The organism is Rahnella sp. R3(2024) (assembly GCF_042920125.1).
Classification (GTDB): domain Bacteria; phylum Pseudomonadota; class Gammaproteobacteria; order Enterobacterales; family Enterobacteriaceae; genus Rahnella; species Rahnella rivi.
Window position 1 is genome coordinate 4,075,772 of sequence record NZ_JBHGBU010000001.1, and the last position, 19,629, is coordinate 4,095,400.

At 49.5% G+C, this 19,629-nt stretch carries 18 protein-coding genes; 11 read left to right on the forward strand and 7 right to left on the reverse strand.

Annotation, left to right across the window (positions count from 1 at the left end; genetic code table 11):
* Positions 1-26: 26 nt before the first annotated feature.
* Both ABSH60_RS18630 and ABSH60_RS18635 read left to right on the forward strand, forming a co-directional pair.
* Positions 27-1,370, forward strand: a complete 1,344-nt coding sequence (locus tag ABSH60_RS18630) for a UDP-glucose/GDP-mannose dehydrogenase family protein (protein ID WP_056780807.1) — start codon at positions 27-29, stop codon at positions 1,368-1,370.
* Between the two features lie 9 nt (positions 1,371-1,379).
* On the forward strand, positions 1,380-2,387 hold the full coding sequence (locus ABSH60_RS18635; RefSeq protein ID WP_136376130.1) for an NAD-dependent epimerase: 1,008 nt from the start codon (positions 1,380-1,382) through the stop codon (positions 2,385-2,387).
* 197 nt (positions 2,388-2,584) lie between these two features.
* On the opposite strand, the gene hns is transcribed toward ABSH60_RS18635, so the two are convergent.
* The gene (gene hns, locus ABSH60_RS18640) at positions 2,585-2,992 is read right to left on the reverse strand and encodes a histone-like nucleoid-structuring protein H-NS (protein ID WP_056780802.1); all 408 of its coding nucleotides are present in this window, start codon (positions 2,990-2,992) and stop codon (positions 2,585-2,587) included.
* Positions 2,993-3,616: 624 nt separating this feature from the next.
* Between hns and ABSH60_RS18645 the strand changes: the two genes are divergently transcribed.
* Positions 3,617-4,225: a thymidine kinase gene (locus ABSH60_RS18645; RefSeq protein ID WP_217204058.1), complete on the forward strand. Its 609-nt coding sequence runs from the start codon at positions 3,617-3,619 to the stop codon at positions 4,223-4,225.
* Between the two features lie 136 nt (positions 4,226-4,361).
* On the opposite strand, the gene adhE is transcribed toward ABSH60_RS18645, so the two are convergent.
* Positions 4,362-7,037: a bifunctional acetaldehyde-CoA/alcohol dehydrogenase gene (gene adhE, locus ABSH60_RS18650; protein WP_056780797.1), complete on the reverse strand. Its 2,676-nt coding sequence runs from the start codon at positions 7,035-7,037 to the stop codon at positions 4,362-4,364.
* A gap of 540 nt (positions 7,038-7,577) precedes the next feature.
* Here adhE and ABSH60_RS18655 point away from each other — a divergent pair.
* The 6 genes from ABSH60_RS18655 (at position 7,578) to oppF (ending at position 15,122) form a co-directional block, all read left to right on the forward strand.
* Positions 7,578-8,222: a YchE family NAAT transporter gene (locus tag ABSH60_RS18655; RefSeq protein WP_056780794.1), complete on the forward strand. Its 645-nt coding sequence runs from the start codon at positions 7,578-7,580 to the stop codon at positions 8,220-8,222.
* Between the two features lie 1,165 nt (positions 8,223-9,387).
* The gene (oppA, locus tag ABSH60_RS18660; protein WP_122095517.1) at positions 9,388-11,028 is read left to right on the forward strand and encodes an oligopeptide ABC transporter substrate-binding protein OppA; all 1,641 of its coding nucleotides are present in this window, start codon (positions 9,388-9,390) and stop codon (positions 11,026-11,028) included.
* A gap of 181 nt (positions 11,029-11,209) precedes the next feature.
* Positions 11,210-12,130 (forward strand): oligopeptide ABC transporter permease OppB, encoded by a 921-nt coding sequence (oppB, locus tag ABSH60_RS18665; protein WP_056780787.1) that lies wholly within the window; start codon positions 11,210-11,212, stop codon positions 12,128-12,130.
* 15 nt (positions 12,131-12,145) lie between these two features.
* A complete protein-coding gene (gene oppC / locus ABSH60_RS18670; RefSeq protein ID WP_056780783.1) occupies positions 12,146-13,054 on the forward strand; it encodes an oligopeptide ABC transporter permease OppC in 909 nt (302 codons plus the stop codon).
* 11 nt (positions 13,055-13,065) lie between these two features.
* The gene (locus tag ABSH60_RS18675) at positions 13,066-14,088 is read left to right on the forward strand and encodes an ABC transporter ATP-binding protein (RefSeq protein ID WP_056780780.1); all 1,023 of its coding nucleotides are present in this window, start codon (positions 13,066-13,068) and stop codon (positions 14,086-14,088) included.
* Between the two features lie 29 nt (positions 14,089-14,117).
* Positions 14,118-15,122: a murein tripeptide/oligopeptide ABC transporter ATP binding protein OppF gene (oppF, locus tag ABSH60_RS18680; protein ID WP_390975819.1), complete on the forward strand. Its 1,005-nt coding sequence runs from the start codon at positions 14,118-14,120 to the stop codon at positions 15,120-15,122.
* 70 nt (positions 15,123-15,192) lie between these two features.
* On the opposite strand, the gene ABSH60_RS18685 is transcribed toward oppF, so the two are convergent.
* Entirely contained in the window at positions 15,193-15,516 is a 324-nt protein-coding gene (locus tag ABSH60_RS18685) for an HI1450 family dsDNA-mimic protein (RefSeq protein WP_056780777.1), read from the reverse strand.
* Positions 15,517-15,596: 80 nt separating this feature from the next.
* Positions 15,597-17,057, reverse strand: coding sequence for a cardiolipin synthase (gene cls / locus ABSH60_RS18690; protein WP_056780773.1), 1,461 nt, complete (start codon positions 17,055-17,057; stop codon positions 15,597-15,599).
* 280 nt (positions 17,058-17,337) lie between these two features.
* Between cls and ABSH60_RS18695 the strand changes: the two genes are divergently transcribed.
* Entirely contained in the window at positions 17,338-17,520 is a 183-nt protein-coding gene (locus tag ABSH60_RS18695; protein ID WP_056780770.1) for a YciY family protein, read from the forward strand.
* On the opposite strand, the gene ABSH60_RS18700 is transcribed toward ABSH60_RS18695, so the two are convergent.
* Positions 17,521-17,712 carry a YnfU family zinc-binding protein gene (locus ABSH60_RS18700; protein ID WP_338019865.1) on the reverse strand — a complete coding sequence of 64 codons (192 nt, stop codon included), beginning with the start codon at positions 17,710-17,712 and terminating at the stop codon, positions 17,521-17,523.
* 83 nt (positions 17,713-17,795) lie between these two features.
* A complete protein-coding gene (locus ABSH60_RS18705) occupies positions 17,796-18,092 on the reverse strand; it encodes a YciI family protein (RefSeq protein ID WP_056780765.1) in 297 nt (98 codons plus the stop codon).
* 213 nt (positions 18,093-18,305) lie between these two features.
* On the opposite strand from ABSH60_RS18705, the gene ABSH60_RS18710 reads away from it, so the two are divergent.
* Complete coding sequence (locus tag ABSH60_RS18710) at positions 18,306-19,037, forward strand: energy transducer TonB (RefSeq protein ID WP_122095516.1); 732 nt, start codon at positions 18,306-18,308, stop codon at positions 19,035-19,037.
* A gap of 80 nt (positions 19,038-19,117) precedes the next feature.
* Here the strand turns inward: ABSH60_RS18710 and yciA are convergent, their stop codons facing one another.
* On the reverse strand, positions 19,118-19,558 hold the full coding sequence (gene yciA / locus ABSH60_RS18715) for an acyl-CoA thioester hydrolase YciA (protein WP_056780758.1): 441 nt from the start codon (positions 19,556-19,558) through the stop codon (positions 19,118-19,120).
* Positions 19,559-19,629: the final 71 nt, after the last annotated feature.

The following is a 19,629-nucleotide window of genomic DNA, read 5'->3' on the forward strand; positions in this document are numbered from 1 at the left end:
AAAAAATAAATAATAGGAATTCGCTGATGAAAGTAACAGTTTTTGGTATCGGTTACGTCGGACTTGTTCAGGCGGCGGTTCTTGCTGAAGTCGGGCATGAAGTTTTGTGCATCGATGTTGATGCGAACAAAGTGGAGAACCTGAAAAATGGTCAGATCCCCATTTTCGAACCGGGTTTAACGCCGCTGGTAAAACAGAATTATGAAGCCGGGCGTCTGATGTTCAGCACAGATGCGGCCGAAGGCGTGGCGCATGCCACCGTTCAGTTTATTGCTGTGGGCACGCCGCCGGATGAAGATGGCTCCGCCGACCTGAAATATGTTACCGCTGTAGCGCGGACTATTGCTGAACATATGACCGACACAAAAGTGGTGATTGATAAGTCAACCGTTCCTGTCGGCACGGCAGATAAAGTTCGTGCCGTGATGACCGAAGTGCTGAAACAGCGCGGCGTAGACATCGATTTCAACGTGGTGTCAAATCCGGAGTTCCTGAAAGAGGGGGCCGCTGTTGCCGACTGCATGCGCCCGGAGCGTATTGTTATCGGTACCGACAATCCTGACGCCATCGACCCTATCCGTGAACTGTACGAGCCCTTCAACCGCAATCATGACCGTATGATCCTGATGGACATTCGCAGTGCTGAGCTGACCAAATACGCTGCTAACTGCATGCTGGCCACCAAAATCAGCTTTATGAATGAGATGTCTAATCTGGCTGAAATGCTGGGTGCGGATATCGAGAAAGTACGTCAGGGGATCGGTTCTGATTCCCGTATCGGTTATCACTTTATCTATCCTGGCTGCGGTTACGGCGGTTCCTGTTTCCCAAAAGACGTGCAGGCTTTGATCCGCACGGCAGAACATATTGGTTATCAGCCAAAATTATTACAGGCTGTGGAACAGGTGAATTATCAGCAGAAATATAAATTACCGACTTTCATTCAGCGCCACTTCGGTCAGGATCTGCAGGGTAAAACCTTCGCACTTTGGGGGCTGTCCTTTAAGCCGAATACCGATGATATGCGTGAAGCTTCCAGCCGCGTTTTAATGGAACAACTTTGGGCCGCGGGCGCGAAAATCAAAGCCTACGATCCGGAAGCCATGAATGAAACTCAGCGAATTTACGGTCATCGTGAAGATCTCGAACTGATGGGAACCAAAGAATCCGCATTGCAAAACGCCGATGCGCTGATTATTTGTACGGAATGGCAGAATTTCCGCGCGCCTGATTTCGATGTCATCAAAAATGCATTAAAAGAACCGGTCATCTTTGATGGTCGTAATTTATTCGATCCTGAACGTTTAGAAAAACGCGGGTTCACTTACTACGGGATTGGCCGTGGTGCATCAGTTAATCCGGTTCTGTAAGGAGAATTCATGAAATATCTGGTTACCGGCGCTGCAGGGTTTATTGGTTTTTATGTGTCACAACGTTTGCTTTCGGCAGGCCATACCGTTGTCGGGATGGATAATCTCAATGACTATTATGACGTCAATCTGAAACTCGCACGTCTGTCACAACTGGAAAATAAAGACGGCTTTGAGTTTATCAAGCTGGATTTAGCCGATCGTGAGGGTATGGCGGCATTGTTTGCGGCACAGCGTTTTGATCGTGTTATTCATTTGGCTGCGCAGGCCGGTGTCCGGTATTCCATTGAGAATCCTTTAGCTTATGCAGATTCTAACCTCATAGGATTTGTTAATGTGCTGGAAGGGTGCCGTCATAATAAAGTCGGTCATTTGCTTTATGCGTCTTCCAGCTCAGTTTATGGTCTGAACAAGAAGCAACCCTTCTCAACGGATGATTCGGTTGATCATCCCGTGTCATTGTATGCTGCGACGAAAAAAGCCAATGAATTAATGGCTCATACTTATTCGCATCTTTATCGCCTGCCAACCACCGGATTACGTTTCTTTACTGTTTACGGTCCGTGGGGGCGTCCTGATATGGCGCTGTTTAAGTTTACCAAAGCAATGATCGCCGGTCAGAGTATTGATGTTTATAACCACGGCGAAATGCGCCGGGACTTCACATATATCGATGATATTGCCGAATCCATTGTTCGCCTGCAGGATGTCATTCCACAAGCGCAGCAGGACTGGACGGTAGAAGAAGGTTCTCCTGCCAGCAGTTCAGCGCCTTATAGTGTCTATAACATCGGTAATAACCATCCGGTGAAGCTGACGGCCTATATCAGCGCGCTTGAGAAGGCCCTTGGGATTGAGGCTGAAAAGAATATGCTGCCTATGCAGCCTGGTGACGTGCATGAAACCAGTGCGGATACACAGCCGCTGTATGAGGCTATCCACTTTAAGCCGGAAACGACGGTTGAGCAGGGCGTGCAGAACTTTGTTGACTGGTACCGCGATTTTTACCAGGTCTGACATGAACTAATAACAAAAGGCTGCCCAGGCAGCCTTTTTTATTTATCAGAAATAATTCAGTTAAATCTTATGGTTGTTTAACCTGGTTTGTTTTTGATTTTTGTTGCTACCCGAAATGCATCAACCTAAATACATAACAAAAAACCCATCACAAGGATGGGTTTTAGCATTAATAACACTGAGGTCAATAAGGGCAATTACAGCAGGAAATCGTCCAGTGATTTGCCTTGCTCTTCAATTGCTTTCTTGATCACAGCTGGAGTACGACCCTGGCCAGTCCAGGTTTTGTTTTCGCCGTTCTCGTCGATATATTTGTATTTCGCAGGGCGTGCAGCACGCTTAGCTTTACCAGCAGATTTGGTAGCAGCCATTGTTTGCAGCAATTCGTTAGGATCAATGCCATCAGCAATCAGCATTTCACGGTATTGTTGCAGTTTACGTGTACGCTCTTCAATTTCAGCAGCTGCCTGAGAATCTTCTTCGCGACGTTCGTTAACAACAACTTCTAATTTCTCCAGCATCTCTTCCAGAGTTTCGAGAGTGCATTCTCTTGCTTGTGCGCGCAGAGTACGGATGTTGTTCAGAATCTTTAATGCTTCGCTCATTATACTAGTCTCAAATTATATGGTGGGGGGCGTTTGGTTAATAATAGATTGCTCTTCTCTATTCTGCAATAGCCAATTTGAACACCTGACTCTAATTTACGCATTTAAAGCAAATATTGATAACAGTGTAAAAATATAGTTGAGCCGGAACACACTATTTATCTGGGGCATATAAGCTAATTTTCAATACATTCTTCAGGTGTATTCGCGTGCCGCAAGATGCGTTGTATAACTTTGCGAGACTTCGCACAAATAAAACATTTACGTCAGCATCTATTGTAAGGATATGGCAAATCAGGGCATTAATGCTACAGCCTATAGGATTTTTACCGAATTTTTAAGACTCCGCTGATCGGATCCGCTATGTATAGACAAACCAGCGTACGCATAAGGTATTACATATAAATACCGGTCAGATAAGGTAATAAGGTGTTCAGATAACGCATTATGATTGGCGGGTTTTATAATTTCTGTTTGTAAGTTTCTGTGTTTTTTGAAAAGTCATAAAGCGTTATTCGTGGATCTTATTGGGATCGGTGACGCGATGTTATCAGCCGGCAGGGGCTATGGTACAATCCGTGCCGAAAAATTCCGCCATCCAATACTTAACGGGGTCGCCGCTTAATGGCTCAACTTTATTTTTATTACTCGGCGATGAACGCCGGTAAATCGACATCTCTGTTGCAGTCTTCATATAATTATCAAGAACGTGGCATGCGTACGCTGGTCTTAACGGCGGAGTTAGATCACCGGTTTGGCGTCGGTAAGGTCAGTTCTCGTATCGGGTTGTCATCGCCTGCGGAACTTTACAATAAAGAAACCGATCTCTTTAATTTGATCGCACAGGACAGCGGCTCACAGCGCCTGAATTGCGTTTTGATAGATGAGTGTCAGTTTCTTACCAAGGCGCAGGTGTCGCAGCTTACAGACGTCGTGGACGACCTTGATGTGCCGGTTCTGTGTTACGGATTGCGGACAGATTTCCGTGGGGAGCTTTTTGAAGGCAGCGAGTACCTGCTGGCATGGGCGGATAAGCTGGTCGAGCTTAAAACCATCTGTCACTGCGGCCGTAAGGCCAACCGCAACCTCCGCATGGATGAGAAGGGTAACGCGCTTCACGATGGCGCACAGGTGGTCATTGGCGGGGATGAGAGCTATGTGTCCGTTTGTCGCAAGCATTATAAAGAAGCCATGGCCGCGATAGCTCCCCTTGACGATACAAAGACACGCTAAGTCAGCCGGGCCTGTGAGCGGTAGCAAATCTGTACCAGATTGAAGAGTGTCATTAAAACGTCGAGTGACGCTCCTGATAGCACAATAAAAAAACCCGCCATTTGGCGGGTTTTTTGCTTACGGGAATCTCAGCAGATTATTTTTTGCTGGTTTTCTTTTCAGCTTTAGGTGCCGGAGCTGCAATGGCAACTTCATCAGCAACATCTTCGTTGTACTCACGACCGTAGTAAGTATCCATCAGAATCTGTTTCAGTTCGGCGATCAGCGGGTAACGTGGGTTAGCACCGGTACACTGGTCATCAAACGCATCTTCAGACAGTTTGTCTACTTTCGCCAGGAAGTCAGCTTCCTGCACACCGGCTTCACGGATTGAAGTTGGAATACCCAGATCCGCTTTGATTTCGTCTAACCAGTTCAACAGTTTTTGGATTTTCTGTGCAGTACGGTCACCAGGAGCGCCCAGACCTAAATGGTCAGCGATTTCTGCGTAACGACGACGCGCTTGTGGGCGGTCATACTGACTGAAAGCAGTCTGTTTAGTTGGGTTATCGTTCGCGTTGTAACGGATAACGTTTGAAATCAGCATGGCGTTAGCCAGACCGTGTGGAATGTGGAACTCGGAACCCAGTTTATGGGCCATTGAGTGACACACACCCAGGAAGGCGTTCGCAAACGCGATACCGGCGATAGTGGCCGCATTGTGCACACGTTCACGAGCAACCGGGTTTTTAGAACCTTCGTGGTAGCTGGCTGGCAGGTTTTCTTTCAGTAATTTCAGCGCCTGCAGAGCCTGACCATCAGAATATTCATTCGCCAGAACGGAAACGTAAGCTTCCAGTGCGTGAGTCACCGCATCCAGACCACCGAACGCACAGAGTGATTTCGGCATGTTCATCACCAGGTTGGCATCAACGATAGCCATATCTGGGGTGAGCGCGTAGTCAGCCAGTGGATATTTCTGACCTGTTGCGTCATCTGTCACTACTGCAAACGGAGTGACTTCAGAACCGGTACCGGAAGTGGTAGTGACGGCGATCATTTTCGCTTTCACACCCATTTTCGGGAATTTGTAGATACGTTTACGGATATCCATAAAGCGCAGCGCCAAATCTTCAAACTGAGTATCTGGATGTTCGTACAGAACCCACATGATTTTAGCGGCATCCATCGGTGAACCACCACCCAGCGCGATAATCACGTCTGGTTTGAAAGAGTTCATCTGCTCAGCACCTTTACGAACGATACTCAGCGTTGGATCCGCTTCTACTTCGAAGAAGACTTCAGTTTCAATACCGTGACCTTTCAGAACGCTGGTGATTTGGTCTGCATAGCCGTTATTGAATAAGTAGCGGTCAGTAACGATGAAGGCGCGTTTCGCTCCGTCAGTCGCCACTTCTTCCAGTGCGATTGGCAGTGAGCCACGACGGAAGTAAATAGATTTTGGAAGTTTATGCCACAACATGTTTTCTGCTCGCTTCGCTACAGTTTTCTTGTTGATCAAGTGTTTTGGACCGACGTTTTCAGAGATGGAGTTACCACCCCATGAACCGCAGCCCAGCGTCAGAGAAGGGGCAAGTTTGAAGTTATACAGGTCACCGATACCACCCTGTGAAGCCGGGGTGTTGATCAGAATACGTGCGGTTTTCATTTTGTTGCCAAAATAATTAACACGTTCTGGTTGGTTGTCCTGGTCTGTATACAGACAAGAGGTGTGGCCGATACCGCCCATTTCTACCAGTTTTTCTGCTTTTGCTACCGCATCTTCGAAATCTTTCGCACGGTACATCGCAAGGGTAGGGGACAGTTTTTCGTGTGCAAACGGTTCTGATTCGTCAACAACGCTGACTTCACCGATTAACACTTTAGTATGAGCTGGCACTTTGATGCCGGCCATTTCAGCGATTTTCGCGGCTGGCTGGCCTACGATTGCCGCGTTCAGGCCACCGTTTTTAAGAATGATGTCGGAAACGGCTTTCAACTCTTTACCCTGCAGCAGGTAGCCGCCGTGAGAAGAGAAACGTTCACGCACTGCGTTATAAACAGAATCAACCACGATGATGGACTGTTCAGACGCACAGATAACACCGTTATCGAAGGTTTTAGACATCAGAACGGAAGCGACAACACGTTTGATATCAGCGGTTTCATCAACGACAACCGGGGTATTACCGGCACCAACGCCAATCGCGGGTTTACCGGAGCTGTAAGCGGCTTTCACCATGCCCGGGCCACCGGTTGCCAGGATCAGGTTCAGATCCGGGTGATGCATTAACTGATTGGACAGCTCTACGCTTGGTTCATCAATCCAGCCAATGATGTCTTTTGGCGCACCCGCAGCGATAGCGGCTTGCAGAACGATATCTGCGGCTTTGTTGGTTGCGTTTTTAGCACGTGGGTGTGGAGAGAAGATGATACCGTTACGTGTTTTCAGGCTGATCAGCGCTTTGAAAATCGCGGTAGAAGTTGGGTTAGTTGTCGGTACGATACCGCAGATGAGGCCGATTGGCTCTGCGATAGTGATGGTACCGAAGGTGTCATCCTGACCGAGGATGCCACAGGTTTTTTCATCTTTATAAGCGTTGTAGATATATTCAGAGGCGAAGTGGTTTTTGATCACTTTGTCTTCGACGATACCCATACCGGATTCTTCAACAGCAAGTTTTGCCAGCAGAATTCGAGCATCAGCAGCAGCCAGGGCGGCGGCGGCGAAGATCTTATCTACTTGTTCTTGACTGAAGTTGGCGTATTCACGTTGTGCCTTTTTCACTCGGGCAACGAGTGCGTTCAGTTCAGCGACATTTGTTACAGCCATAATGCTCTCCTGATAAAGTTAAACTCTTTTAGTAAATAACCTGCCAGAGATGAGTATAGCCTTGCTATCCTCCACTGTGAGAAAGTAATTATTACTACTGTTCTCAATGTGTTATCTCTGTCTCTTTATTTGCTCAAAGAGCTTTCAGTCGTGTAGCACCCAGAGTAGATAAATTGTCATTCCGCGCCATTTTGTGAACGTTTATCTCAGAGAGTGTTCGCAAGTACCGGTGAGTGACTATGCGCAAAGCTTACCTATTTGTAGGCAGAGGGAATTTGATCTGGATCACTAAACACCAATGCTGACTCCTTTCAGCTGGGGGTTAATAAGAATGATTATCAAAAAAGTGGGAACTATCTACAACTTAACGGCTTTTTGAGGCAGTAATATTACACTTTTTTAACAAAAGTGTCATTCACTGCTTTTTAATGAAATTCTGGTGATAAATACCACGAAACGACGTGGCGCCATCTTTGCAATTCCAGTACATTAGCGCCCCATCAAGACCTTCATCTACTGGCAATTTGTGCGGAGTTCTGCGTGAGCCAATCTTTATTAGATTTTTCAGGCTATATCAAATTTTTCGTCGGGTTGTTCGCGCTGGTTAACCCGGTAGGGATCCTGCCTGTCTTCATTAGTATGACCAGCTATCAGGCTGCCGCCGGTCGTAATAAGACCAACATGACGGCTAACTTATCCGTCGCCATTATATTGTCGACAGCGTTGTTCCTCGGCGATGCCATTCTGCATCTGTTTGGGATTTCCATTGATTCATTCCGCATCGCAGGCGGCATTCTGGTTGTGACCATTGCGATGTCGATGATCAGCGGCAAGCTCGGTGAAGATAAGCAGAACAAACAAGAGAAGTCGGAAACTGCGATCCGTGAAAATGTCGGTGTAGTGCCTTTGGCATTACCCTTGATGGCAGGGCCCGGGGCAATCAGTTCTACGATTGTCTGGAGTTCCCGCTATAACGGCTGGCAGAATCTGCTGGGTCTTACGCTGGCGATCATCTTCTTTGCCTTTTGTTGCTGGCTTCTGTTCCGTGCGGCACCGCTGTTGGTTCGTTTACTGGGGCAGACGGGCATCAACGTGATTACCCGAATCATGGGGTTGTTACTGATGTCTTTGGGCATCGAATTTATTGTGACAGGAATTAAAGCTATTTTCCCCGGCCTTCTCTAATCAATACGCAGCCAAATTATCACGAGATCATAAACGTGATTTCGTGATAATTATTACGTCTGCTTATAATCAAATGCATTAATATAGTGCAGCTAATGGTGTAAATAAGAGCATTTGCACCCTAATGTGGCGTAAACTCCCTTCTCAGACTTCTTTTGAATCCAAGCCTTCATTTCTTCTAATAAACTTAGCTATTTTTTTGCTAAAACCCCTCCTTTACTGCCCGTATTGCCGTTAATTTATCCACATCATTCTGTAAGGCTTGTGCAGGCCGTATCGAGATGTTATTAGTGTTAACACAGCAGTTAACAGGGCTTTATCCTTGAAATCGTCAGAATGTTAACTGATTGTGTCAGTCGAGTTCTTGAGCAACCTCGCAGGAGATTTCGGACCTGTAAATTGCATTTAAGATGAGTTTAAACAGCAAGTTACCTGCTGTTTCACGGTGTAGGTATCTTGGGCGCTCAAAAGCTTAGTAACGTATAAAAGAGAATTGCGTAACAAATTTGCAAAATTAATTGGCGCCGGTATCGGGCTTCTGATAATTTTCAAATCGTCTTAACAAATGGAAAATTGTGTAGAGTCATGCTCTAAGTGAGAACGAATCTTGCAAGGCACAGAAAGATTGAAGCAATTTCATTTGTTTTTGGAGAGCAAAGTGTCGCAATACGTACCGCAAAATTATCCTCAGTCGTTTTCTTTTCGCAGGAAGACGATCTTTGCGTTACCGCCATTACACAGCTCTGAGTTGAATCTTCCCGCTCAGCAAAACAAATCTTCAGTTCTTCTTCTTAATTGATTTCTGACGTTTGATGACGGCGGAAATGCTTTCACCTATACCGGTGACAGCCAAAAAATTTTATTTAAAGTCATTAGGAATATCAGTATGCGACTGCCTGGTGTACCTCCGGAATGAATGCCGGTGATAAACGGGGTAAGTCAAATGGAGGAGATCTTCCTTAACGATCTCTGAAACCGCATGGCGCTTAACAGCCTGACGTTTCACTTGCTTCACGCAGTAATAGGGGAAGCCATCCGCGGATGGTTACTGAATGGGGGCCTTTCTTGAGCAATTCGTTCCTGCTTGTGAAACCCGTTGACGCAGTAAGGGTTTATCTTGCGCCAGAGTGTGCAAGTTCATAATAAAAATTGGAGTTGAATGACAATGACCAACATCACAAAAAAAAATCTGCTGGCTGCCTGCATCATGGCTGCGGTTGGCGCCATTTCCATTAATACCGCCTTTGCAGCCACCGTGCCTGCAGGCGTGACCCTGTCAGACAAGCAAGAACTGGTGCGTAACAACGGTTCAGAAGTACAGTCCCTTGATCCGCATAAAGTGGAAGGCGTACCTGAATCCAACGTGATCCGTGATCTGATGGAAGGCCTGGTCAATACCGACAGCAAAGACGGCAGTGTGATCCCTGGTGTTGCCACCAGCTGGGATAATAAAGATTTCAAAGTCTGGACCTTCCACCTGCGTCCGGAAGCAAAATGGTCTAACGGCGATCCTGTGACTGCTCAGGATTTCGTATACAGCTGGCAGCGCCTGGCTGACCCAAAAACCGCCTCTCCTTATGAAAGCTACCTGCAATACGGCCACATCGAAAACATCGATGACATCATCAGTGGTAAAAAAAGCCCTGATACGCTGGGTGTGAAAGCGATTGATGACCATACTCTGCAAGTGACCCTGACTGAGCCAGTACCGTATTTTGTCAAAATGCTGTCTCACACCGCGATGAAGCCGGTGAACAAAAGTGTTGTTGAGAAATTTGGCGACAAATGGACTCAACCAGAAAACTACGTCAGCAATGGCGCATACAAACTGAAAGCATGGACCGTCAACGAACGTATCGTGCTCGAACGTAGCCCGACTTACTGGGACAACGCCAAAACTGTGATTAACCAGGTTACCTATCTGCCAATTTCTTCAGAAGTGACAGACGTTAACCGCTACCGCAGTGGCGAAATCGACATGACTTACAACAACATGCCGATTGAACTGTTCCAGAAGCTGAAAAAAGAAATCCCTACCGAAGTTCATGTTGACCCGTACCTGTGTACTTACTACTACGAAATCAACAACCAGAAAGCACCATTCACTGATTCACGCGTTCGTGAAGCACTGAAACTGGGCCTGGATCGCGACATCATCGTGAACAAGGTGAAAGCGCAGGGCGACCTGCCAGCCTACAGCTACACTCCTCCTTACACCGACGGCGCGAAACTGACGCCTCCGGCCTGGTTCAAAGAGACTCAGGATCAGCGCAACACCGAAGCGAAAAAACTGCTGGCTGAAGCGGGCTACACGCCGGCTAAACCTCTGACCTTCGAGCTGCTGTACAACACCTCTGACCTGCACAAAAAACTGGCTATCGCCGCAGCGGCTATCTGGAAGAAAAACCTGGGCGTTGACGTGAAGCTGGTTAACCAGGAGTGGAAAACCTTCCTCGACAGCCGTCATCAGGGCAACTTCGATGTGGCGCGTGCCGGCTGGTGCTCTGACTACAACGAACCTTCTTCTTTCCTGAACACCATGTTGTCTGACAGCAGCAACAACACCTCTCACTATAAGAGCGCAGCGTTTGATAAAGCGATTGCTGACACTCTGACCGCGAAGACGGATGACGAGCGTGCTGATCTGTATCAGAAAGCTGAAACCCAGCTGGATAAAGACTCCGTTATCGTGCCTGTTTATTACTACGTGAACGCGCGTCTGGTGAAACCTTACGTTGGCGGTTACACCGGTAAAGATCCACAGGACAACGTCTACGTGAAAGATCTGTACATCATCAAACACTAATCAGTGAAAAGAACAGGGCATCCCCGAGCTGCCCTGTTTTTTATTTGATGTAAGTAATGTTCTTAGCGCTGACGTTCAGTGCCAAAGCAAAGAGCCACCATGATGACCCACACACGCGGGGCATCGTGACCAAGCCAAAACTATCAAGCTGTAGTGACAGGCTTAGAAACAGGTACGGGCAATGTTAAAGTTTATTTTACGCCGCTGTCTGGAAGCGATTCCGACGCTATTCATTTTGATCACCATTTCGTTTTTTATGATGCGTCTCGCCCCCGGTAGCCCTTTTACGGGTGAGCGTAATCTTCCGCCAGAAGTTATGGCCAACATTGAGGCGAAATATCACCTCAATGATCCAATCTATAAGCAGTATTTCAATTATTTAGAACAACTGGCGAAAGGTGACTTTGGCCCGTCGTTCAAATACAAGGATTACACCGTCAATGATCTGGTCGCGGCTTCTTTCCCGGTTTCGGCGAAATTAGGCCTGGCGGCATTCATTATGGCGATTGTGTTTGGTGTGACGGCGGGCGTTATTGCTGCGCTGAATCAAAACACCAAGTGGGACTATACGGTGATGGGGGTCGCCATGACCGGGGTGGTTATCCCCAGTTTCGTGGTCGCGCCATTACTGGTGCTGATATTTGCCATCACACTGAAATGGCTGCCGGGCGGCGGCTGGAACGGCGGTGGGGTGAAATACATGATCCTGCCGATGGTCGCCTTGTCACTGGCCTATATCGCCAGTATCGCGCGTATCACCCGTGGTTCGATGATCGAAATTCTGCACTCCAACTTTATCCGTACAGCCCGCGCCAAAGGCTTGCCGTTGCATCGCATTATTTTGCGCCATGCACTGAAACCTGCGCTGCTGCCGGTGCTGTCCTATATGGGGCCAGCATTTGTTGGGATCATCACCGGTTCGATGGTTATCGAGAGCATTTTCGGATTGCCGGGCATCGGCCAGTTGTTTGTTAACGGTGCTTTAAACCGTGACTACTCACTGGTATTGAGCCTGACTATTTTAGTGGGCGCATTGACCATTTTATTCAATGCGATCGTTGACGTGCTGTACGCCGTCATCGACCCGAAAATCCGTTATTAATGCCGGAGTACGTCAATGATGTTAAGTAAGAAAAACAGCGACGTTGTCGAGAACTTCAGCGAAAAACTGGAAGTTGAAGGCCGCAGCTTGTGGCAGGACGCACGTCGTCGCTTTATGCATAACCGCGCAGCGGTAACCAGTCTGATCGTTCTGGCCTTTATTGCGCTGTTCGTGGCATTTGCCCCGTTGCTGTCGCAGTTTGCCTACGATGATACTGACTGGAACATGATGTCAGCCGCGCCTGATATGGCTTCTCACCACTTTTTCGGTACTGACTCATCAGGCCGTGACTTACTGGTGCGTGTGGCAATCGGCGGGCGAATCTCCCTGATGGTCGGCGTTGCTGCTGCACTGGTGGCGGTGATCCTCGGGACTCTCTACGGGTCTTTGTCCGGCTACCTGGGCGGCAAAATTGACTCCGCTATGATGCGTTTGCTTGAAATCCTCAACTCCTTCCCGTTCATGTTCTTCGTTATCCTGCTGGTGACCTTCTTCGGGCAAAATATCCTGCTGATATTCGTTGCGATCGGTATGGTGTCGTGGCTGGACATGGCGCGTATCGTGCGTGGTCAGACGCTCAGCCTGAAACGTAAAGAATTCATCGAAGCGGCGCTGGTCAGTGGTGTGAGTACGCGAAATATCGTATTGCGTCACATTGTTCCTAACGTACTGGGTGTCGTCGTGGTCTATGCGTCGCTGCTGGTGCCAAGCATGATCCTGTTCGAATCCTTCCTGAGCTTCTTGGGTCTGGGTACGCAGGAGCCGCTGAGCAGTTGGGGCGCGTTACTGAGTGACGGTGCCAACTCGATGGAAGTTTCACCTTGGTTACTGCTGTTCCCGGCAGGCTTCCTGGTTGTAACTCTGTTTTGTTTCAATTTTATCGGCGATGGCCTGCGTGATGCCCTCGACCCGAAAGATCGTTAAGGAGTGCAATCATGAGCACCATTGAACAAATTCAGGCGAATGCCGCGTCATCGCACGCTGCGAACGGGCAGACGCTGCTTGATGTTAAAGACCTGCGCGTCACGTTCGAAACTCCGGACGGTGATGTGACTGCGGTTAACGATCTTAACTTTGATCTGCGCGCTGGCGAAACCCTGGGGATCGTTGGCGAATCCGGCTCCGGTAAATCTCAGACTGCGTTTGCGCTGATGGGGTTGCTGGCGAGCAACGGTCGCATTGAAGGCTCGGCTAAATTCAACGGCCGCGAAATTCTCAATCTGCCGCAAAAAGAGCTGAACAAGCTGCGCGCCGAACAGATTTCGATGATTTTTCAGGATCCGATGACCTCACTGAACCCGTACATGCGTGTGGGTGAGCAGCTGATGGAAGTGCTGATACTGCACAAAAATCTCAGCAAACGTGAGGCCTTCGAAGAATCTGTGCGCATGCTGGACGCGGTGAAAATGCCGGAAGCCCGCAAGCGTATGAAGATGTTCCCGCACGAGTTTTCCGGCGGCATGCGTCAGCGTGTGATGATTGCGATGGCGCTGTTGTGCCGTCCGAAGCTGCTGATTGCTGACGAACCGACCACGGCCCTCGACGTGACCGTTCAGGCTCAGATCATGACGCTGCTGAATGAGCTGAAAGCCGAGTTCAATACGGCGATTATCATGATCACCCACGATCTGGGCGTTGTTGCCGGTATCTGTGACAAAGTGCTGGTCATGTATGCAGGACGTACCATGGAATATGGTCGCGCCCGCGACGTTTTCTACGAGCCTTGCCACCCGTATTCCATTGGTTTGCTGAATGCCGTTCCGCGTCTTGATGCGGAAGGTGGCGCGATGATGACCATTCCGGGTAACCCGCCGAACCTGCTGCGCCTGCCTAAAGGCTGTCCGTTCCAGCCACGTTGTCCGCACTCGATGGATATTTGTGCCACTGCACCTCCGCTTGAGCGTTTCGGTGATGGTCGTTTGCGTGCGTGCTACAAGCCGCTGGAGGAACTGGTATGACAGACAATACAATCATGGACAGCGCGGCAATGAACACCCATGCGCCGGAGAAAAAAGTCCTGCTCGAAGTGGCCGATCTCAAAGTCCATTTCGACATCAAAGATGGTAAACAGTGGTTCTGGCAGCCTTCGAAAACCCTGAAAGCGGTCGATGGCGTGACGCTGCGTCTGTATGAAGGGGAAACGCTGGGCGTCGTGGGGGAGTCCGGTTGTGGCAAATCCACCTTTGCCCGTGCGCTGATCGGCCTGGTGAAAGCGACCGATGGCCGTGTGGCGTGGCTTGGCAAAGACCTGCTGAATATGTCTGATAACGAGTGGCGTAAAACCCGCAGTGACATTCAGATGATTTTCCAGGATCCGCTGGCGTCGTTGAATCCACGTATGACCATCGGGGAAATTATCGCCGAACCGCTGAAAACCTATAACCCGAATATGCCTCGGTTAGAGGTGAAAGAGAAAGTGAAGGCGATGATGCTGAAGGTCGGGCTGTTGCCTAACCTGATCAACCGCTATCCGCATGAATTCTCCGGCGGTCAGTGTCAGCGTATCGGTATTGCACGCGCACTCATCCTTGAGCCGAAACTGATAATCTGTGACGAACCGGTTTCCGCTCTCGACGTTTCCATTCAGGCGCAGGTGGTTAACCTGCTGCAACAGCTGCAGCGCGAAATGGGGTTATCCCTGATCTTCATCGCGCACGATCTGGCCGTGGTGAAACATATCTCCGACCGTGTTCTGGTCATGTATCTGGGCCACGCTGTTGAGCTGGGGACCTATGATGAGGTGTACAACAATCCTCAGCATCCGTATACCCGTGCGCTGATGTCAGCGGTGCCGGTTCCCGATCCGGATAAAGAGCGCAACAAAGTCATTCAGTTGCTGGAAGGGGAATTGCCTTCGCCGATCAACCCGCCGTCAGGCTGCGTTTTCCGCACACGCTGTCCGATTGCCGGTCCGGAATGTGCGATGACCCGTCCGTTGCTTGAAGGCAGTTTCCGCCATGCGGTTTCCTGCCTGAAAGTCGACCCGCTCTGATAAAGCGCCTCAGGCGCAAAGCATAAAAAAACCTGCCGGTGGCAGGTTTTTTTTCATGCAGCTTTTAAGATTACTCTTTCCAGAGAATATGGCAGAGCTTGTGATCTTTCTCGCGGCACAGCAGTACGCGGGCAAAGATATCATTGATCGGCTGGTCTTCTGCATCAGCCAGACCAATCACCACTTCGGCGAAGAAGTCAGGATTCAGATCGAAATCGACGTGATCCACCCAGTCTTCTGCCGGATCGTACAACTCAGCGCCGCCGCGTTCTTCAAATTGCAGATTGAAGATCAGGATATCTGCGGGGTCGAGGTTATCTCCAGCCAGTTCCAGAAAGATATCATAGGCTTGCTCAAGCGTTTCGTCTTCGGTCAGGCGATTATTCAGGTCCATAGCGTTCTCATTTACAAAAAGTGTATTCAGGCATCAAAAAAGCCGGTACTGCGTCTATTACACCACGCCCAATCCGGCATTTACAGCAGCGGACTGAAAAAGTAGAACAAACGCTCGACGATACGGTGCCAGAAAGGCCGTTTGAGCCAGGCTTCGACATCCAGCAGGTGCGAACGGGCAATATAATCGTCCTGAACACGGCCAAGATCATCACCAAATCCGGCGTCATCGATCACCAGCGTTATCTCGAAATTCAGCCACAGGCTGCGCATATCCAGATTTACCGTACCCACCAGACTCAGCTGCCCATCGACAAGAATACTTTTGGTGTGCAGCAGACCGTCTTCGAACTGGTAAATTTTGACACCGGCTTCCAGTAATTCTCCGAAGAACGCTTTGCTCGCCCAATCCACCATCATTGAATCGTTTTTCATCGGCAGAATGATACTGACGTCCACCCCGCGCTGGGCGGCGGTACAAATCGCATGCAGCAGATCATCGCTTGGCACCAGATACGGTGTGGTCATCACCAGTTGTTCGCGAGCGGAATAGGTCGCGGTCAGCAACGCCTGGTGGATCATATCTTCCGGGAAACCCGGCCCGGAGGCGATAACCTGAATGGTATGGCCACTTTCCTGCTCGAACGGCATCTGGTTGAGATCCGGTTCGGGCGGCAAAATGCGTTTACCGGTTTCAATCTCCCAGTCACAGGAGTAGACGATGCCCATGGTGGTGGCGACCGGGCCTTCCATGCGCGCCATCAGATCAACCCACTGACCGACACCGGCATCCTGTTTGAAGAAGCGGGGATCGACCATGTTCATGCTGCCGGTATAAGCCACATAGTTATCGATCAGCACTACTTTGCGGTGCTGACGCAAATCCATACGGCGCAGGAACACACGGAAAAGATTAACCTGCAACGCTTCGACCACTTCGATACCGGCATTACGCATCATTGCCGGATACGGGCTGCGGAAGAAGGCCACGCTGCCCGCAGAGTCCAGCATCAGGCGGCAATGGATACCGCGACGAGAAGCCGCCATCAGCGATTCTGCGACCTGATCCACCAGCCCGCCGGGCTGCCAGATATAGAAAACCATCTCAATATTGCTGCGTGCCAGTTCGATGTCGCGCATCATCGCCTTGAGGACGTCATCGCTGGTGGTCAGCAGTTGCAGCTGATTCCCTTTGACACCCGCAATGCCCTGACGACGCTCGCACAGCTGGAATAATGACGCGGCAATTTCGCTGTTTTCGGTCGCGAAAATTCGCTGGCACTCTTTTAAATCGTTCAGCCAGCGAGCCGTGGAAGGCCACATCGCTTTCGCCCGCTCGGCGCGGCGTTTGCCCAAATGCAATTCACCAAACGACAGATAGGCAATAATTCCGACCAGAGGAATGATGTAAATGATCAACAGCCACGCCATGGCAGAAGGCACCGCGCGGCGTTTCATTAAAATACGTAACGTCACGCCGGCTATCAGTAACCAGTAACCAAAAACCAGAAATCCGCTGATTACCGTATAAAAAGTTGTCATAAAGACGAAAAATCCTGTTCGAAAGCCATGGGCATAAGTGTACGTGTTTGGGGAGTTCTTTTAACCAACTTTTTCCCACCAATCAATCAGCTACCTCTTAAAGCAACCCGGCGATAAGAAAATCATCAGGGTGCTGACTTCAAGGTTAGCTGATTACGGTCAACAAGGTGAGAAACAAGACTTGGATAACACGATCATCGGCCTATAATGTCCCGGCTAAATTCTTCCGTTCTTATTCTTTCATGATTGAACAGTGACGGCCACCACGGGACACAGGTGTATGAAACGCAGTAAAAATGAAGTCGGTCGCTGGCGCATGTTACGCCAGACTCAGCGCCGGAGAAGCCGCTGGCTGGAAGGTCAGTCGAGACGCTATCGTCACATCTACCGTATTCGTCAAATCCACCATCAACAACATCAGCGCCTGTCATTGTATGCCGTGAACTACGAATGGGGTTCATGATTAGCGGGATTTAGGCTGAAAAAGCGCGCCACATTTTTTACAGACCAGCGTGGAGTTTTTGCGAACTTTGGTGCTGATTTGTTCAGCAACATAACCGCATTCCGGGCAGGTAACCTTCGTGGTTTTACTGGTTAGAAACTTCAGTCCGTCGAAGAATGACATAATGCTTACCTCATGGGCAGGGGTGTACATCCTAACACAGAAGCCATGAAAGCATTGTGACGGGTTGCGGGGTTATTGCGTCACGAAGGTTGCGTTCGTGACGCTCACCGGGCTTAGAAAACGCGTTTGAACGGTTTTACTGTGACGGATTTATACACGCCAGCCGCGACATACGGATCGGCATCTGCCCAGACCTTTGCCTCTTCCAGCGTTTCAAACTCAATCACTACCAGCGAGCCGGTCATGCCAGCGGTACCCGGATCTTCGCTGTCAATGGCCGGTGTCGGGCCGGCAATCACTACGCGTCCCTGGTCATGTAATGCTTTCAGGCGTTCAATGTGTGCAGGGCGGGCCGCTGCGCGTTTTTCCAGTGAATCGGAAACATCTTCAGAATAGATAACGTAAAGCATGAGCCACCTTAAATTTGATTTTAATAAGCATTCTGTCCGGGTTCAGTGCGGGCAGAGTGATGTGCAGAATTAACATAGCTAAACCTGAAGCCGGATGAAAGTGCTTTGCGCGGGATCAAGGCAGAGGTTATTTGAGAATAGTTGTCATCTCGGTGTTGAATATGATTGCTATTTACATTTAAACTTGCGGCTTCACGGGGAAAAAGAATCATTATGCCGCTAAAAAAGTTTAGGTTTATTCGCAAGGTTTCTTTGCCGGTGGCACTTTCCGTCGGCTTACATGCTGCAGTTATTGCCGCTGTGCTTTATGTCACGGTGAGCGACGCACTCAAGCTGCCAGTGCAGGAACAGAAAGTCATGAGTGTGACGATGGTCAATCCTGCTGACTTTGCGCCACCACCGCCACCGCCTCAGGCAGAACCGACACCGCCGGAACCTGAACCAGAGCCGGAAGTGGTTCCAGAGCCACCGCCGCCGCCGGAAGCCGTGGTGATCCCGGAACCCCCAAAACCTAAGCCGAAACCGGTTAAAAAACCGGTGGTGAAGCCGAAGGTAAAACCCGTTGAGCGTCCGGTAGAAAAGCCGACACAAACGGTTCAGACGGCACCGGTGACCAGCAACCAGCCCGTGACCAAGCCGGCCAACCAGCCGCCAGCGTCAAGTAATACGCAAAGTTCCAGCGGTCCGCGTCCTCTTGAACGTGGCAAACCGTTCTATCCGGCGCGTGCTTTAGCGTTACGCATCGATGGCCGTGTCCGTGTTCAGTTTGATGTAGACAGTGACGGTCGCGTGGAGAATGTGCGTATTCTCTCAGCTGAACCTCGCAATATGTTTGAACGCGAAGTGAAGCAGGCGATGCGTAAGTGGCGCTATGAACCGAAGGCTGCCAGTAACCTGGTGGTTAATCTGGTATTCAAAGTGGAAGGTGGTTCGTCCGTCGAGTAAGCCACGCTTTCAGTAGCGCATAAAAAAGGTCGCCCTTTAACAGGCGACCTTTTTTGTTTCTAAAGCATGACGGCGTTTTATTAATCCTGCGACACACCGTCAGAATCAACGCTGAAATTACTGCGGCCGTCTGGCAGCTGGCGCGATTTGCCTTCTTCATCCACGGCAACATACGTGAAGACCGCTTCAGTGGCTCTGTAACGCTGCCCGATGGGCTCGGAGGAGACTTTCTTAACCCAGACTTCCACATTGATGGTGATGGAGCTGTTGCCGGTGCGGATGCAGCGTGCGTAGCAACATACAACATCTCCCACAGCGACAGGTTTGAGGAACGTCATGCCGTCCACTCGCACTGTCACCACACGACCTTTGGCGATCTCCTTGGCCTGAATCGCACCCCCCATATCCATCTGCGACATTAACCAGCCGCCAAATATATCGCCATTCGCATTGGTATCCGCGGGCATTGCCAGCGTACGCAGCACCATTTCACCATTAGGTAAGCTATGTTTTTCGTTCATAGAGAGTGGCTTCACACAGTTCAATGATTTCAAAAATTAAGGCCTTTCAGAGAAAGGCCCAGACAGGAGAA

Bases quoted from the DNA above. Each gene is read 5' to 3' on its own strand.
- adhE (WP_056780797.1), bottom strand. From the start codon at position 7,037: ATGGCTGTAACAAATGTCGCTGAACTGAACGCACTCGTTGCCCGAGTG.
- oppB (WP_056780787.1), top strand. From the start codon at position 11,210: ATGTTAAAGTTTATTTTACGCCGCTGTCTGGAAGCGATTCCGACGCTA.
- oppF (WP_390975819.1), top strand. From the start codon at position 14,118: ATGAACACCCATGCGCCGGAGAAAAAAGTCCTGCTCGAAGTGGCCGAT.
- ABSH60_RS18635 (WP_136376130.1), top strand. From the start codon at position 1,380: ATGAAATATCTGGTTACCGGCGCTGCAGGGTTTATTGGTTTTTATGTG.
- ABSH60_RS18645 (WP_217204058.1), top strand. From the start codon at position 3,617: ATGGCTCAACTTTATTTTTATTACTCGGCGATGAACGCCGGTAAATCG.
- ABSH60_RS18675 (WP_056780780.1), top strand. From the start codon at position 13,066: ATGAGCACCATTGAACAAATTCAGGCGAATGCCGCGTCATCGCACGCT.
- ABSH60_RS18700 (WP_338019865.1), bottom strand. From the start codon at position 17,712: ATGTACACCCCTGCCCATGAGGTAAGCATTATGTCATTCTTCGACGGA.
- yciA (WP_056780758.1), bottom strand. From the start codon at position 19,558: ATGAACGAAAAACATAGCTTACCTAATGGTGAAATGGTGCTGCGTACG.
- oppC (WP_056780783.1), top strand. From the start codon at position 12,146: ATGATGTTAAGTAAGAAAAACAGCGACGTTGTCGAGAACTTCAGCGAA.
- ABSH60_RS18710 (WP_122095516.1), top strand. From the start codon at position 18,306: ATGCCGCTAAAAAAGTTTAGGTTTATTCGCAAGGTTTCTTTGCCGGTG.
- ABSH60_RS18695 (WP_056780770.1), top strand. From the start codon at position 17,338: ATGAAACGCAGTAAAAATGAAGTCGGTCGCTGGCGCATGTTACGCCAG.
- hns (WP_056780802.1), bottom strand. From the start codon at position 2,992: ATGAGCGAAGCATTAAAGATTCTGAACAACATCCGTACTCTGCGCGCA.
- ABSH60_RS18630 (WP_056780807.1), top strand. From the start codon at position 27: ATGAAAGTAACAGTTTTTGGTATCGGTTACGTCGGACTTGTTCAGGCG.
- ABSH60_RS18705 (WP_056780765.1), bottom strand. From the start codon at position 18,092: ATGCTTTACGTTATCTATTCTGAAGATGTTTCCGATTCACTGGAAAAA.
- oppA (WP_122095517.1), top strand. From the start codon at position 9,388: ATGACCAACATCACAAAAAAAAATCTGCTGGCTGCCTGCATCATGGCT.
- ABSH60_RS18685 (WP_056780777.1), bottom strand. From the start codon at position 15,516: ATGGACCTGAATAATCGCCTGACCGAAGACGAAACGCTTGAGCAAGCC.
- cls (WP_056780773.1), bottom strand. From the start codon at position 17,057: ATGACAACTTTTTATACGGTAATCAGCGGATTTCTGGTTTTTGGTTAC.